Raw genomic sequence first — 14,238 nt, 5'->3', positions numbered from 1 at the left:
AGGGTGATTGTACCTATACGCGTATTGAGTTTGCGTTCGCGGGAACCATTCCGGCTATCCATGCGTTCATCGCTGCGCTCGTAACGTTCAGCACCAAGCTGCTCAGTTGATTCAGCAACCAGGACAGCATTAAGGCTGTCAGTTAAAAGCTTACGAAATGCCTCATCATGGTCTGATGACAATAATTGTAGAATTTCATCCTGATTTAAAGTAATATTGAGTTGAGCCATTGTGTTCTACCTCCGGTATTATTTAGGGTTGTGGTGATTCTATTATACCTAAAGGTAAGAGCCTGTGGCTTTTATAATACAATATTCAATTTACACCATTATAAGGACGTTACTGAAATAAATATAAAAAAGTATATAAATTAAATTATTATATTCAATTTATATACCTTGCGGAGAAGTTACATGAGAAATAGGTATATAAATTTGGCTTAAGAGTTTTTCTTATATATGTTGTGTAAAAAGGAGCGTAATACATATATTAGGAACACTTTTGTAAAAAGGTAGTTATAGTTTCGAGCCCTGTCTAACGCTTAAATATAAAAGAAACCGGTTAACTTAAACCGGTTCTTTTTATTTAAGCGAAGCGGATCTACCCCCTCCATTACTATTAGTCGTTTGGGTCATATACTATGACTTTATCCGTGAACTTACGGCTCATTTCATGTCTTGCCTTTCGGTTTTGCACTGTGTCAAAGACGATTGAGAAGTCGTAGTTCTCGGGGTATAGCTTGTCTGCTTTTACATGGAGCTTTACTCTCTTGTGGTTTATGTAGATTTTCTTGTTTGGCAGCTGTACTCTGAGGATTCCTTTTTTATCTATGGGTTCACATACAATTCCTATCTTTTTATCGGGATAGACCATTACGCTGTCACCGATGCTGAATTTCTGCTCAAGCTCTGCTGTTGAATGTATCTGCTTTGCCTTAACGATTTTGCTTCCGGTGCTTCTCTTTCGTGTTTCCTTTTTATCTGAGAAAACATAATCGTTAGCTGCAGCGTCACCGTAGGCTGCCTTTGCTGCGACAGAAAGCATTTCCGCTGGCATTCCAAGTCTTTCAGCGATGTAAAACGCACAGCTGTCGCCGGCTTCTCCGATTACCATCTCATAGGTGGGACGCAGAGTTTCCCTATCAAAAGCCATCCTTGCATTCATGATATGCTCTGTTTTGGCAGCATAATCCTTGATCTCAGGATAGTGGGTTGTTACAAGGAAATTCGCATTACTTTTTCTAAGTTCTTCAAGAATGGCTACTGCAATTCCCATGCCCTCTGCAGGGTCAGTGCCTGATCCCAGCTCGTCCATGATAACAAGACTTTCATGGTTCACTTTTCCAAGGATATCAAGGACATTCTTTATATGGGCTGAAAAGGTCGACAGGTTCTCAGACAGGTTCTGTCCATCTCCGATATCTGAGAGGTAATTACTGTTCATGCAGATATCAGCTTCCCTGCAGGCTACGTGCAATCCGCACTGAGCCATGTAGCAGCTTAGCATGACCGTTTTGATGGATACTGTTTTTCCGCCGGTGTTAGGGCCCGTGATTACTATTCCTCTTATGTCGCCTTCTCCAAGTGTAAAATCAAGAGGCACGTTTACTTCCTTATCCATCAGAGGGTGTCTTGCCTTTACCAGGTTAATTCTCCTGTCCAGATTAATTTCCGGTTCTATGCAATCAAGATCAATACTGAGCTTTCCCTTTGAAAAAACATAATCCAGCTTTTCAATCATCTGAACATTTTCTTCTATGATGGCCGCATAATCTGACACCATGGCTGTGAGAGTATAGAGGATTCTGTATACCTCATTTTCTTCATCGATGCGAAGAAGCTCCAGCTCTTCGTAGCACTTTGAAAGGCCCTCGGGTTCAACAAAAAGCGTGCTACCCGTTGAGGATTTTCCTATAACGCTACCCGGGATCTTGGATTTATATTCCTTCTTTACCGGAACGCATACTCTTCCATTCCTAACGGTATGGAATGAATCTGCCATGTAGGCTGAGTTTTTCCTGATTATCTGATCAGCCTTTTGCTTCATTGATTCTTCCATAGAAACAATGCGGTTTCTAAGTTCGTAAAGCTCCTTTGATGCTCTGTCATCCACCTCTTCATTTCTAATCTGCGTTACTATTTCTTCCTTAAGCTCAGAAAGCGGATTTAAGTTTTCATCATAGAAGGCAAGTGAATTGTCATACTGCCTTCCGCGGCTTAAGTAGTCCATCATTCTCTCTACAGCCACCAGCGCCGTTTCAACTCTCTCAAGCTGATAGGGTGTAAGGCATTTTCCTTTATCAGCTATCGTCAAAATATCTCTTATCTCTGTGACATTCTGAAGAGGCGGATTACCCAGCTTTTCAATCATCTCACGGCTTTCTGTGGTATCTTTAATAGCTTTTCTAAGTTCGCGTTCATTTAGAATAATCTCAGTCTTATCTATCTGTTCCTTTGCATAGTCAGTGCATGCAAGCTCTGACCATATCTTTTTTATTTTATCGAATTCAATTTGTTTTTCTGTGTTCATTTTTCCCTCTCAATCTTCAAGAAGATTTTTGAACACCTTTGTGATCTTTGATTCACCTTTATGATTCCAGATAAACTGCACATCGCTTCCTACTTCCGGCTTTTTATCCAAACCCTCCGCAAGCTTTGTAGGGATTACAAGCTCCCAGTAGCGAACCATATAGGTGTCATCCTCTATCTTCTCAACCACTCCAAGATGCTGCTCAAATATCTGCATAAAATCTTCCTGTACTTTAACTACGCGATATTTGGGAAACTCTTCATTGATCTTTGCAAGTCTTTCCTTGTCCTCAAGCTTTTCAAAGTCCCTGCTCTCAATGAGCTTTCCCTTGATCTGTGAAAAATCAGCATTTAGCGGAAGAACCATTAATGCATCAAAACTGTTACCCTGCTCATCAGTGATTCCATACTTTGAGCCCCGTTCAAATCCAAACCGTGGATAGTAATTGGGCTCTCCCATTAAAGCGATTCCCGCATAACCTGCTTCTTTAGCAAGCTTTATGGTTTCACGCATAAGAGCTCCTCCTATGTCGTTTCCCTCCAGGGTGGGCTCAACCGCCAGCGGTCCGAAGGTGACTATGTCATGAGTCACGTCCCCATCCACTATCCATGCCTTTGTGTAATAGACAGCTCCTACAATGCGTCCGTTCCATTCAGCAATCCTGCTTATTTCCGGAATGTAATCTTCCGATTCTCTTATTATCCTTATAAGAAAATGCTCGTCTGCTGCCGGCCTGTATTTATTGAAAAAGCTGCGCATGGTCATCAGTTCTGTATTTTTGTAATCAGCAGGTTCTTCTGCTCTTATAATTAAGTTTTCTAACATTCTTATTCCCCCTTTCGTCATAAAAAGGATTTCATCTTCGAAATTCTGCGCTAGTGTTGTTTTTTGGTAAAAGAAAAACCATGACATCTTACGCAAAGATATCATGGTCCTAAATTTTTCATATCAAAAAACAACCTCATAAAATGCGGCTTCTTTACCATAATATTATTAAGCGTAATCTAATAAGCCAGTGATACAAACCACTAACCCACAAATATTGATTCATTGAATCCTGTGCCCATTGCAATATCATGTAGCCGTATTGCAATGAAATTAATTCACCACGCTTAACATAAAGCTCCTCTTTTTGTAATATTATGGATAAGCACATTTTATGCTCTAACTTGAATATATTACCTGTATTTCTATCTGTCAACCTTTTCAGGGATATATGATTTTCATCAAGAGCAATTACGAAAATCAAGGAGATTTCCGCACTTATGACATTTATAGAAGCGCTAAAAAGCGAAAACATAGATCAGATTCGAAGCTTTCCCAAGGCAGATCTGCATAATCATTTTGTACTTGCCGATAGCAAAGCTCTATCGCAGCGGAGTTGATGTCACCATTAACTCTGATGATGTACTCATTTTTGATTCAGACGTTTCAAAAGAATATCTCAGGCTGTATCAATCGGGTTGCTTAACAGCTGAGGAGCTTGATGAAATCAGGCTAAAAGGTCTAGAAAAACTTTAAGCTATATCCTGCAATTCCAGTCCTTTATAAGTATTAATTCTATCGACTATTCTGTCTGTGCAAATATCTATAAACTCAAGCATCTGCTCAGCTGTGCAATACTTCCTCCCGTCTGCCATGAAAGCTTTTTACCATCATATATCGCAATGCCATCTGAAGGCTCCTGCCATATATCGATGAAAATCCTATCAAAACCATTCATTTCTTCAGGTAATTCATCTTTTCCGAAAAATCTGTGCTCATAGACTTCTTCGGGATCATTTTTGATTTCGCCAAAAAACTCATTTGTCCAAAAGACAACGGCGGAAGTATAGCAGATATCTCCGTTTGGATAGGTAATAAATCTGTCAGGCCCATTGCAGATAGCCCGCAGCCTAAGCTCCCCAAGCTCAATCCCGGCTTCTTCTCTGGCTTCCCGTCTTGCTACTTCCTCAAAGTTCTCACCAAGCTCCATTCCGCCGCCGACAATTCCCCACATACCATTGTCCTTTCGCTTCTGAAGCAGGATCTCGCCCTTATCATTTTCGATAATGGTGCCTACGCCAATTGTGATAAGCGGCGCATGTCCTACATGCTTACGAAGAGCCTTTATATAGCCGCCTTCGTTTTTGTAGCTTTCAACATATTCCAAGGCATTCATACCAGCTTTTCCTTTCACAGTTTTATTTAATACCTTAGTGAAAGGATAAAGCCTGCCCTAAGGGCGAGGTCAACACATCTTTTTTGACCAGGCACTGATTTCTTAAATGAGATTGGCTTTATGTCATCACTTTTTAATAAAGGTCTGAACAACATGGTTGGAATATCCCATAAGATCAGGTCTCTCTGCAGTTGCAATAAGATACTGTATCCATTCGTTGTATGAAGCCTCAGACATATTGTTGACTGCCTCGCGAATAACCTGTGATAAGCCGTCCTGTGCAAAGCGTGGACCCTTTGTGACAGGAATACTCTCGCACACCTTATCAGTTAATTCATCTATAGTAGCTATGGTGTGAAGAAATATTGATGATCCTGTATTCTCTGTAACCTGCGCTGTTTCCCTTATGTAGCCGATTTCATTTATTTCCTCCGCAGGATTTTCACTCTGGAATATGTACTCAATAAGCGGAGCATCCTGAAGTACAAAGGCGACAAATATTGGAGCGCCCTTCTTGGCAACTCTGGCAGCTTCCTTTATTGCTGCAACTCTGTCCTCATATTTATGGAGGTGATAAACCGGGCCCATGAGCAGCACAAGGTCATAGCTATCATCCGGAAACTCATGGAGATCAAGAGCATTTCCCTGATAGACATTTACATTTTCAGAGTCTTTAAAAAGCTCTCTCATTCTCGAAACATTATCCTCGTGAAGGTCTATGGTATCCACAAAATAGCCTTCCTCAGAAATAGCTTTAGTGTATGCACCGCAGCCTGCCCCAATATCAATAACCCTTGCGCCTTTTTGCAAGAATTTATGAATGTAATGTATCGTTAATATGAACTCAGTTTCATTTGCCTTGGTATAAGTAAGGCGCCCCTCCTCAAAACCGCCTGCATACTGCCTCTGATAGATTTCGTCCAATTCTTTTCCATTGATACTCATCTTCAAAAACCTCCTCTTTTCATACGAAATAAAAAAGCACATCAGTTGGAATAGTATCCGTCCGGTGTGCTTTCATAATAGTCGTCCTTATGATAAAACTACACAGACAGATAAGACCTATCGGCTTATAGCTGTGTAAGTGACTTCGCTATAAGCAAATATGTCTGTTCATCATCTCCATGTAGTTAACCATGTAACGCTGTTTCATAAGTGCTCCTAAGTAAAATTTATTGTAGTTATGATAACGTGAGAGTATTTCCTTGTCAAAGGATTTATTTATAACAATGAACAAAAGTAGAATCAATATCGACAACTATGTTGCCGTCTTTTTCAATCATTCTGTCAAAGCATTCCATCAATTTGTCCTTAACAGAAAGAAGATATTTATTGCCCTCCTGATATCTTTTTAGCAGCCTTTCAAACAACAGCTCAGAGTCATCATAGGAAAGAGGACAGGGAAGATGTACCCGTTCTACCTTTGAAAAGTCGTCTGTTATCAGCTTCAAAAATTCCTCTTCTCTTCTGTTTAGCTCGTTTTTCCTTTTGGTAACACAGATCTTATCAAAACCGTTTTCATCAAAAAATCTTTCCCAATTATCGTGTTCTATGCCTGTACCGAAATAGGTAAATGAAAGTAACCCACCTGGAGTAAGGACTTCTGATGCCTTTTTTATAATAATCTCAGGATGCTCAAAATAGGTAAGAAGGTAATGAACTACAATTTTGTTATAGCTCTTCTTCCCGATCTCATCCCAGGTATCTCCTCGCTCAAGATCACTAAATATCATGTTTATCACAGTTCCTGCAGGAAGCGTCCCCTTCTGCTCTGTCAAAAACTCAGCAAAGTCATCAGCCCAGCTCTCGTGAATATCCACGCCATCCACAAGGAAGTTCTCTGGAATTCTGTCCCAGTTCTCCCGCCACAAAAGACCGTAACTGCAGCCAAGATCCAGAACCTTATCGCCCTCACTAAACTTAAGGGAGTCAAATATTTTGACATACCACTCTATGCCGTCAGCGGCATGACTTGATGCATACCACCTTCGCTCATCCTGTCCCTGTGCCATCTCCATCTTCCTGATAGTATCTGCAACATTATCCCAATCAGGATCCTCGTCCAGCCTTGCCAATGCTATTTTTATACAGTCAGCGGCTTTTTGCATCTCATATATTCTTTTTTCCATGAGCTGAAGCTGACTTTTTAAAGTCTCTTCAATAGATTCCTGCCCGTCATTTTCAAGATTGCTCTTTATCTCATCAAGACTAAAGCCCACGTGCTTAAGTGCGATGATCTTTTCCAGCACCATAAGCGAATTTTTGTCATAAAGTTTGTAATTACCTTCAGAATATCCAACTGGTCGTAGCAGGCCTTTTTCATCATATATTCGAAGTGCTTTTTGTGAAACTCCCGCTATCCTGGCCATTTCCCCGGTTGTCATGGTCTCTTTCATAAAACGCCCTTATGCTCCCTGATTATTCGCCTGTGTATGTTCTTGTGTAGTAAACTCTGCTTATAACCTTAATAACTGCCATTATTGACAGAGCGCCAATTATTGAAAGTGCTGCTTCTGTGCTGACAAAAACAGCGACTACTATAGATAATAAAGCAGCTAAAACAGTACCAAATTTAAGAGCAGCCTTGCCTGCAAGAGCTTCTATCTTAATCTCGCGCTCATCATTCATCTCATTGTAAAGACGAGCAAGCTTTTTCTCATCCTTAAGTGCTGCGTAGTTCTTAACAAGAAGTGCCACGAGAAGAAGATCCATAGCGATCACAACTCCTATAACAAATCCCTGTACGAAATCTCCCTGTGCCTGAGTTTTAGCCAGTGCAACAACGGAGTCTCTTCTCATGATTAAACCAAATGCATTTGTAAGGCAGATTAATCCTAAAAGTGCCTTATTTCTATTTGTTATTGTCTCTCTCATTTTCTCTACACGCTTATCCATAATCAATCCTCATCCTCCAAATTCTCAAAATCGAATACTTCTTCAATTGTCAGGTTAAAATGATGTGCAATCTTGTATGCCAGAACCAGCGACGCTGTGTACTTCCCAACCTCTATGGAAGTGATGGTCTGTCTGGTGGTTCCGACGATGTCAGCCAGCTCTGATTGCGAGAGCTTGTTGGCCTTTCGCAGTTCCTTAATATTGTTTTTCATCGATCCCCTCTGATGTCTTTCTATTTTTGCGCTTTGTTTTTGCCAAGTTAACTTTGCAAATTCAGTATAGTAAACTTTGCAAAATATGTCAAGCATACTTTGCAAAAAATGTAAAATAAACTTTGCAATAAAAAAGAAGACCACTAGAGACCTTCTTTACACGCACGTATTTTCTTATGGTAATCACTACAGCTGTGATGATATATTTATAGATAACGGAAACTAATTTTATTGCATCACGAAAAAGTAGGAGGAATATGGCTATGAATGAAAACATCGTAAAGAGAAATGACCTTCTGTCCACAAAAATCATTGAAGGCCTTAAATCAAGAAATATGTCCGGTTATTATGCCAAGACAAAGGAAGAAGCTCTGGAGCTGGCCCTTAAACTCATCCCCAAGGGAAGCAGTGTGACCATGGGCGGTGCAATGAGTGCTCACGAGATCGGTCTCGTCGATGCTCTTCAGACTCCTGATTATAACTTCATCGACAGAGATAAGGCTGAAGATAAGCGTGCTGCCATGCTTGCTGCATACGACGCAGATGTATTTTTATCAAGTGCCAACGCCATGACCGATGACGGCATTCTTATCAACATTGACGGCAACGCCAACAGAGTATCAGCCATCGCTCAGGGTCCTAAAAAGGTCATTTTCATCGTAGGCATGAACAAGGTTTGCCCCGATGTTGACAGCGCCATGAAAAGAGCACGAAATGTAGCTGCTCCCATAAACGCTCAGAGATTCGGCCTTGCTACTCCCTGCGCTAAAACAGGAAAGTGCATGGACTGCAAATCTCCCGACACCATCTGCTGTCAGTTCCTTATGACCAGATATTCAAGACACGAAGGAAGAATCCATGTAATCCTTGTGGATGATAATCTTGGATTCTAATCATTGAACCTGCGGGCGTAGTTTCCTTAAATTTCCTTGGCGTTCTTTTTCATTAAATATCCAAGTATCATGGGCTGGAAGATGAAGATAAGGAAAAAAGCGACAACTACGCCTATAATGGCTCCCTTTATAAACATTGGGATAAAGGAAAGCTGCGCCATTCCGCCACTTTGGATCATGACCATCTTATAGAAAAATGCTGTCATGACAAGAGTGATTATAGGAGTATAGATAATATCCGATATAAGGCTCTCAACCACGCGGGTACTGATTTTCCCTCTTTCCAGTTTGAATTTCCTGCATACATCCGCAGTTATTTTTCCAACCGGTACTGCAAAACCAATAAGCACACTGATGACCGCACTAAGTACAAAGGCTATCAGGAAGGACGGTATCGTAAATTTGCCTGATGCCAGTGTCTCAACCAGTGACAAGCTAAAACTCATAAGGATTCCCATAATAATTCCCATCTGTCGTCCGATTTTTTTCATCTGCTCTTCCATGCTAACCTCCTGTATTTTTCTAAGTGTCAATGTATGTAGTTACAGTATCAGAATTCCTCAGGATGATTTTTATAATGCATCATCATGGTTGCTGTGAGACTCAGATCGCTGGCCTCCTGACCAATCTCTTCTCTCGGCACCCACTCGGCTCTCGCCAGTTCATCCTCATCCATGCGAACATCCTCATCTCCGTCAAGTTCGCAGAAAAATCCAAGCAAAAGATTTGAATCAAATCCCCAGGGCTGGCTTGCAAAGTATCTGATATTTTTTACCTTAAGGCCAACTTCCTCCATGACCTCACGCCTTACTGTATCCTCTGCAGTCTCACCAATCTCACAAAAGCCTGCAATCAGCGCATTTCCTTTATATTCCCTTCCCGCATATCTGGTCATCATGATCTTATCTCCATTTGTAAGACCCACAATAACCGCAGGACAGATCTTGGGATAGATCACATTCCCGCAGGAAGGACATTTTACAGCCCTCTCCTTATCGAAAATCTCAGTCTCATGGCCGCATCTGCCGCAAAACCTGTTATCCCTGTACCAGACATAAAGGTGATACGCTGTCATTCCTGCAAAGCACAGGTACCCGGGATCCGCGCCTCGCAAGACTCTTATGGTTTCATATTTGAACTTTGTTTTTTCAGTGCCGTCCTCAGGGCTCTCTTCGCATTCCTCGGGATATAGGAAAAACCTTGTATCATCTATGGCAAAAAGATAAATCAGTTTCCCCGCATCCACGCTGACCTCACTGTATTTGGGGCATCTCACTTCCCCGCTCTCCAAAAGAACGCATAAGAGCTTCCTGTCCCTAAACGAAAAGATTATATCGTCAGGGCCAGGAAGCTCCTTTTTATATTCATTATGAAAAACTCTCGGTGCAATATCCTGTATCATAATGTATCTCGCTTTTTTATTTTATTATACTATGCATCACATCTCGTCTGAAACCTGGAAAACATAAAACTTCAAATAGTAGGAAGCATCGTTTGACCAAAGGATTGGATGATCCGCAGCCTGCTGCCTGAATTCCACCTGTCGGAGCAGCTTGTGGGCACTTCTTGCCGCTTCTCTGATGGTCTTTGCGAAAAGCTCCTCGTCCATGAAGTGAGAGCATGAGCAGGTTGCAAGGAAGCCTCCGTTTTTCACAAGCTTCATGCCGCGGATATTTATCTCTCTATAACCCGTTACTGCCTTCTTGATAGAAGCTCTGGACTTGGTAAATGCAGGAGGATCAAGGATGACCACATCATACTTCTCTCCCTTTCCTTCAAGCTCAGGTAAAAGATCAAACACATCCGCACACTTAAATCTGATGATATCCTCAAGGCCGTTTAATCTGGCATTTTCCTCAGCCTGTGCACATCCCACATCTGATGCATCAACTGCAAGAACAGAGCTTGCACCTGCTGCCGCACAGTTAAGGCCAAAGGAACCTGTATGAGTAAAGCAGTCCAGGACCTTTTTACCTTTGCAAAGAGACGCAATGGCTCTTCTGTTGTTTTTCTGATCCAGGAAAAATCCGGTCTTCTGGCCATTTTCCACATCTACATAATACTTAACGCCGTTCTCCTCGATAAGAACCTTGGTATCAAAAGGTTCACCAATAAAGCCCTTTGTTCTCTCAAGGCCTTCCTGCTCGCGAACCTTCGCATCACTTCTCTCATAGATTCCGCGGATATTTACGCCATCCTCTGACAAAACTTTCTTGCATTTATCAAGGATAATATCCTTCATTTTATCTGTTCCAAGAGCCAGAGACTCGATTACAAGCACGTCTGAGAACTTATCGATGGTAACTCCGGGCAGAAAATCAGCTTCTCCAAAAACAAGACGGCATGAGAGGTTCTGTAATTTCTCTGTATCTGAAGCGCTATCTGCTGCGACTTCTTTATAACCGTACAGCTCAGGGTTCATGACAGCCTTACGGTATTCCCACGCATTGCGGATTCTAGTCTCAATCAGATCCTCAGTCACAGGATTCTCTTTTCTTCTGGACATCATGCGAACTCTTATCTTGGAATTGGTATTTATAAAACCATATCCCATGAAATATCCGTCATGGTCATGGACTTCGACGATATCTCCGTTTTCAAAAGTCCCTTCAACCCTGTTTATCTCATTATCAAAAACCCAGGCGCCGCCTGCCTTAATAGTGCGGCCCTCGCCTTTTCTAAGAATTACTGATGCATCTGAAATCTTTATTGAACTCATAATTACTACTCTTTCTTTGAAACTAACATTTACTCTATTTCTTCAGCTTGTGACAGCTGCGCCTAATCTAATGTCGTTACATGCTTCTATATCTGCGTATCGGCTCATCTGCCGATTCAATTCCTGCAGATCCGCCTACCTTCTCAACTATGCATGACGCTGTGGCACAGGCAAATTTCCCGCAGTCCTCCAGAGAAAACCCTTCTGAGAGGCCATATAAAAATCCAGCCGCAAAGCTGTCCCCCGCACCTGTTGAATCAACAACCTTACATCCCTCAAACGCGGGAATTTCCAACATATCCTTTGCTGTCCTGATAAGGCATCCTCTTTTACCGCGTTTTATTACCACGCAGCTTGCCCCTTCATATATAAATCTTCCTGCGTTTGCTGCCGCATCCTTATCCCCCGTAAGCATAGATATCTCATCCTCATTTGCAAGGAAGTAATCTATATGCGGAAGTAAGCAGGCAATATCCTTTAGAGTTTCACCGTGTTTGGGCTTTGTGACATCTGTTAACAGTACTCGCTTTTTACCTGAAACAGGTTCTTTTATCTTACTAAAAACCCTAAGAAGCTCATCTATCCCAAGAAGAGGCGATACGAAAATACTGGCAAAGCTGACAATATCTGCCATCTGATCAATGTGCGGTGTGATATCATCCTCAGAAAGCTTCCTTAAACAGCTCTTTGGATCAGTCAGAAAATACCTCTCTCCTGCCTTATCCACAAGGACAATGTTTACAGATGAGGGATATTCATCCGAGATCTTAATATGCTCTGTGACTACTCCGTTTTCAGCTAAAAACTGAGCCGTTCGCTTCCCTGCATCATCGCATCCAAGCCTGGTTATAAGCTCCGACTTCTTCCCAAGCCTTGCCAAAACCACCGCTTCGTTAAGCGCATCGCCCCCAAAGGTCGTCTGTATATAATCCATCGGTACAGAACCAATCTCGAAAACCTCCGGTCCTACTGCCCCTGCCAGAACGTCCATCACCGCTGCACCAATTACCGTTACATCCACAGATTTACTCACAGTTTCCACACTGCCACCTTCTCAAAAATTAACTGCATACAAAATTAATATAGCATACAGACGCCGTTTCTTACACCCATTATCTCCCAAAAATCCTCCGTCCCTATTGACATCTCACATCATTTTATTGTATTATCATGTGTGCTGCGAAAGTCTTATGACTTCCGCTTTACATATAGCGAAGTGTGGCTCAGTTTGGTAGAGCGCTGCGTTCGGGACGCAGAGGTCGCAGGTTCAAATCCTGTCACTTCGACTAATAAAAAATCAGGTACCTTTAGGTATCTGATTTTTTTATTACTCAAATAACCGGTATTGTGCCTGCGACCTTATGCGTACTGAGCGCCCGTTCGGGTCGCAGAGGGCCCACGACGTCCGGTGGACGTCGGCTTTGGGCCGACCGGAGCGAAGCGGAGACCGCAGGTTCAAATCCGTACGTTTTTCAAGACAATTTTAAACCTGAAACAACTTGCTTCAGAATTTTCTTGCAACTTTTTACAAGAAGTTTTTTCTAACATTAGTGTTCACGCGCGTGTCAACTCCTTCAATGTTTTAGGCCTTACTTTCAAAATGAGTGTAACGGATTTCTTTTTGTCTTTAGTTGTGATTGTAATGTTAACTTTACCGGCTTTTTTCAGCGTTATTTCACCCTTGTTGTTAACTTTTGCAATCTTTCTATTACTTGTTTTGAATTTCAGCTTATTAACTCTTATTGCTTTTTTTCCGTCTTTTACCTTCAATATCATGGTATCTGATACATAAGCTGTAGCCGTTGTTTTCTTTGCTTTTTTTGCTATTTTAACGGTTTTTGTAGTTATTTCTGGCGTATCAAATTCTGTGATGATTATTGAGCCATCGGATGTCTTCGTAATCTTTTTGATTACATCATTACTCTGATATGGCGGCAATGTATCACTATCTGCTTCATATATAAATGCATGAAAGTTATAGATATTTTTTAATGATCTATTTCCCAGAACTAATGTATCATAGGGAATTTCAAAGACATACGTAGCAATTTGTCCATCCTGCTTTGGATATTTATCTATACTTTTAGGATTACATATGTCCCCTTCTATATAGCAACTATGATAAAGCCTTAGCTTGTATCCGTATCTCATATTTGATTCTATGCTCACAATTACTGAATCATCCCCTGCAACTACTGATGTTATGGTCAGATAAGTAGCAGCTTTTAACGAATCCCAAACTTATCTGTTTCATTAAGAGACATATATTCCTCCTCCACTTAGATGATTCCATCACCCCTAATTCATAATGAAAAAATAACACAAAACAAAAACAGGCCTTATCATACACTGATAAAGACCTGTTTTTCACTTGATTACCCTATATTTACCAAACCTCCGCAAAGCATTTTATCTTGCGGAGGTTTAGTTTTGTGATTGATACAATTTCACTGGTTTTGAATTCGCATCCAATAACGATCTTTGCATCGTCCTCCTTGTTCACGCGAAGGGGCTGTGAAATAATAAGCCCATGAAAAAAAGAGAAGTAATAGCTGGAAACAGCCGATTACTTCTCTTTTTTCATGGTAAAATATTACCATGAACAATCAAACCAATTCTTATAATACTATAAATCAGGGCGTTTTACCATTTTTTATTTCAGATTGTTTGGATATCTGTGATCCGGTTTTTACTTTTGACGAACTCGTGGGAGGTATGAATCTTGAGAAGTATCTGAAAAATGTGCCAGAGCATAAGCTTGGCAGAATCAGATATAATCCAGTCAAAATGTTGAAGACCGTACTATTCGGTTTTATGAGTGAAGGATAT

General features: G+C 41.2%; 15 protein-coding genes, 1 tRNA gene and 1 pseudogene. 4 read left to right on the top strand and 13 right to left on the bottom strand.

All coding sequences use genetic code 11. The annotated features are described in order from the left end of the window. The 3 genes from G610_RS0114960 to G610_RS22375 form a co-directional block, all read right to left on the bottom strand. Positions 1-230, bottom strand: a 230-nt coding sequence (locus G610_RS0114960) for a transposase (RefSeq protein ID WP_026525287.1), incomplete at its 3' end; no start/stop codon positions are given. Positions 231-618: 388 nt separating this feature from the next. Continuing rightward, positions 619-2,529: an endonuclease MutS2 gene (locus G610_RS0114955; RefSeq protein WP_026525417.1), complete on the bottom strand. Its 1,911-nt coding sequence runs from the start codon at positions 2,527-2,529 to the stop codon at positions 619-621. Positions 2,530-2,538: 9 nt separating this feature from the next. Beyond that, a complete protein-coding gene (locus G610_RS22375; RefSeq protein WP_051198040.1) occupies positions 2,539-3,354 on the bottom strand; it encodes a GNAT family N-acetyltransferase in 816 nt (271 codons plus the stop codon). A 519-nt stretch (positions 3,355-3,873) separates the two neighbouring features. On the opposite strand from G610_RS22375, the gene G610_RS23175 reads away from it, so the two are divergent. Further along, complete coding sequence (locus G610_RS23175; RefSeq protein ID WP_330367642.1) at positions 3,874-4,050, top strand: hypothetical protein; 177 nt, start codon at positions 3,874-3,876, stop codon at positions 4,048-4,050. A gap of 67 nt (positions 4,051-4,117) precedes the next feature. Here G610_RS23175 and G610_RS21175 read toward each other — a convergent pair whose 3' ends face one another. The 5 genes from G610_RS21175 to G610_RS0114920 form a co-directional block, all read right to left on the bottom strand. Continuing rightward, the gene (locus G610_RS21175) at positions 4,118-4,690 is read right to left on the bottom strand and encodes an NUDIX hydrolase (RefSeq protein WP_081667511.1); all 573 of its coding nucleotides are present in this window, start codon (positions 4,688-4,690) and stop codon (positions 4,118-4,120) included. A 126-nt stretch (positions 4,691-4,816) separates the two neighbouring features. Further along, the gene (locus tag G610_RS0114935; protein WP_026525416.1) at positions 4,817-5,635 is read right to left on the bottom strand and encodes a class I SAM-dependent methyltransferase; all 819 of its coding nucleotides are present in this window, start codon (positions 5,633-5,635) and stop codon (positions 4,817-4,819) included. A gap of 272 nt (positions 5,636-5,907) precedes the next feature. After that, entirely contained in the window at positions 5,908-7,086 is a 1,179-nt protein-coding gene (locus tag G610_RS0114930; protein ID WP_026525415.1) for a MerR family transcriptional regulator, read from the bottom strand. A gap of 22 nt (positions 7,087-7,108) precedes the next feature. Further along, a complete protein-coding gene (locus tag G610_RS0114925) occupies positions 7,109-7,585 on the bottom strand; it encodes a hypothetical protein (protein ID WP_035797703.1) in 477 nt (158 codons plus the stop codon). Between the two features lie 2 nt (positions 7,586-7,587). Continuing rightward, positions 7,588-7,797, bottom strand: coding sequence for a helix-turn-helix transcriptional regulator (locus G610_RS0114920; protein ID WP_026497007.1), 210 nt, complete (start codon positions 7,795-7,797; stop codon positions 7,588-7,590). 263 nt (positions 7,798-8,060) lie between these two features. Here G610_RS0114920 and G610_RS0114910 point away from each other — a divergent pair, with 263 nt between their 5' ends. After that, positions 8,061-8,690 carry a lactate utilization protein gene (locus G610_RS0114910; protein ID WP_026525412.1) on the top strand — a complete coding sequence of 210 codons (630 nt, stop codon included), beginning with the start codon at positions 8,061-8,063 and terminating at the stop codon, positions 8,688-8,690. Positions 8,691-8,716: 26 nt separating this feature from the next. Here G610_RS0114910 and G610_RS0114905 read toward each other — a convergent pair whose 3' ends face one another. The 4 genes from G610_RS0114905 to G610_RS0114890 form a co-directional block, all read right to left on the bottom strand. After that, complete coding sequence (locus tag G610_RS0114905) at positions 8,717-9,193, bottom strand: hypothetical protein (protein WP_051198039.1); 477 nt, start codon at positions 9,191-9,193, stop codon at positions 8,717-8,719. A 47-nt stretch (positions 9,194-9,240) separates the two neighbouring features. Beyond that, complete coding sequence (gene nudC, locus G610_RS0114900) at positions 9,241-10,092, bottom strand: NAD(+) diphosphatase (RefSeq protein WP_026525410.1); 852 nt, start codon at positions 10,090-10,092, stop codon at positions 9,241-9,243. A 36-nt stretch (positions 10,093-10,128) separates the two neighbouring features. After that, positions 10,129-11,409: a class I SAM-dependent rRNA methyltransferase gene (locus tag G610_RS0114895; RefSeq protein WP_035797702.1), complete on the bottom strand. Its 1,281-nt coding sequence runs from the start codon at positions 11,407-11,409 to the stop codon at positions 10,129-10,131. Positions 11,410-11,485: 76 nt separating this feature from the next. After that, complete coding sequence (locus tag G610_RS0114890) at positions 11,486-12,451, bottom strand: carbohydrate kinase family protein (RefSeq protein ID WP_026525408.1); 966 nt, start codon at positions 12,449-12,451, stop codon at positions 11,486-11,488. Between the two features lie 170 nt (positions 12,452-12,621). On the opposite strand from G610_RS0114890, the gene G610_RS0114885 reads away from it, so the two are divergent. Further along, positions 12,622-12,695, top strand: a tRNA-Pro gene (locus G610_RS0114885). 268 nt (positions 12,696-12,963) lie between these two features. Here G610_RS0114885 and G610_RS0114880 read toward each other — a convergent pair. Then, positions 12,964-13,578, bottom strand: a complete 615-nt coding sequence (locus G610_RS0114880) for a hypothetical protein (protein WP_196809853.1) — start codon at positions 13,576-13,578, stop codon at positions 12,964-12,966. 429 nt (positions 13,579-14,007) lie between these two features. Between G610_RS0114880 and G610_RS24035 the strand changes: the two are divergent. Beyond that, positions 14,008-14,238, top strand: a pseudogene (locus G610_RS24035) (IS1182 family transposase); the annotation flags it as partial.

It is taken from the genome of Butyrivibrio sp. MB2005 (genome assembly GCF_000424285.1).
GTDB lineage: Bacteria > Bacillota > Clostridia > Lachnospirales > Lachnospiraceae > Butyrivibrio.
The sequence above is the reverse complement of the archived record's forward strand: the minus strand, read 5'-3'. Positions and strand labels throughout refer to the sequence as shown.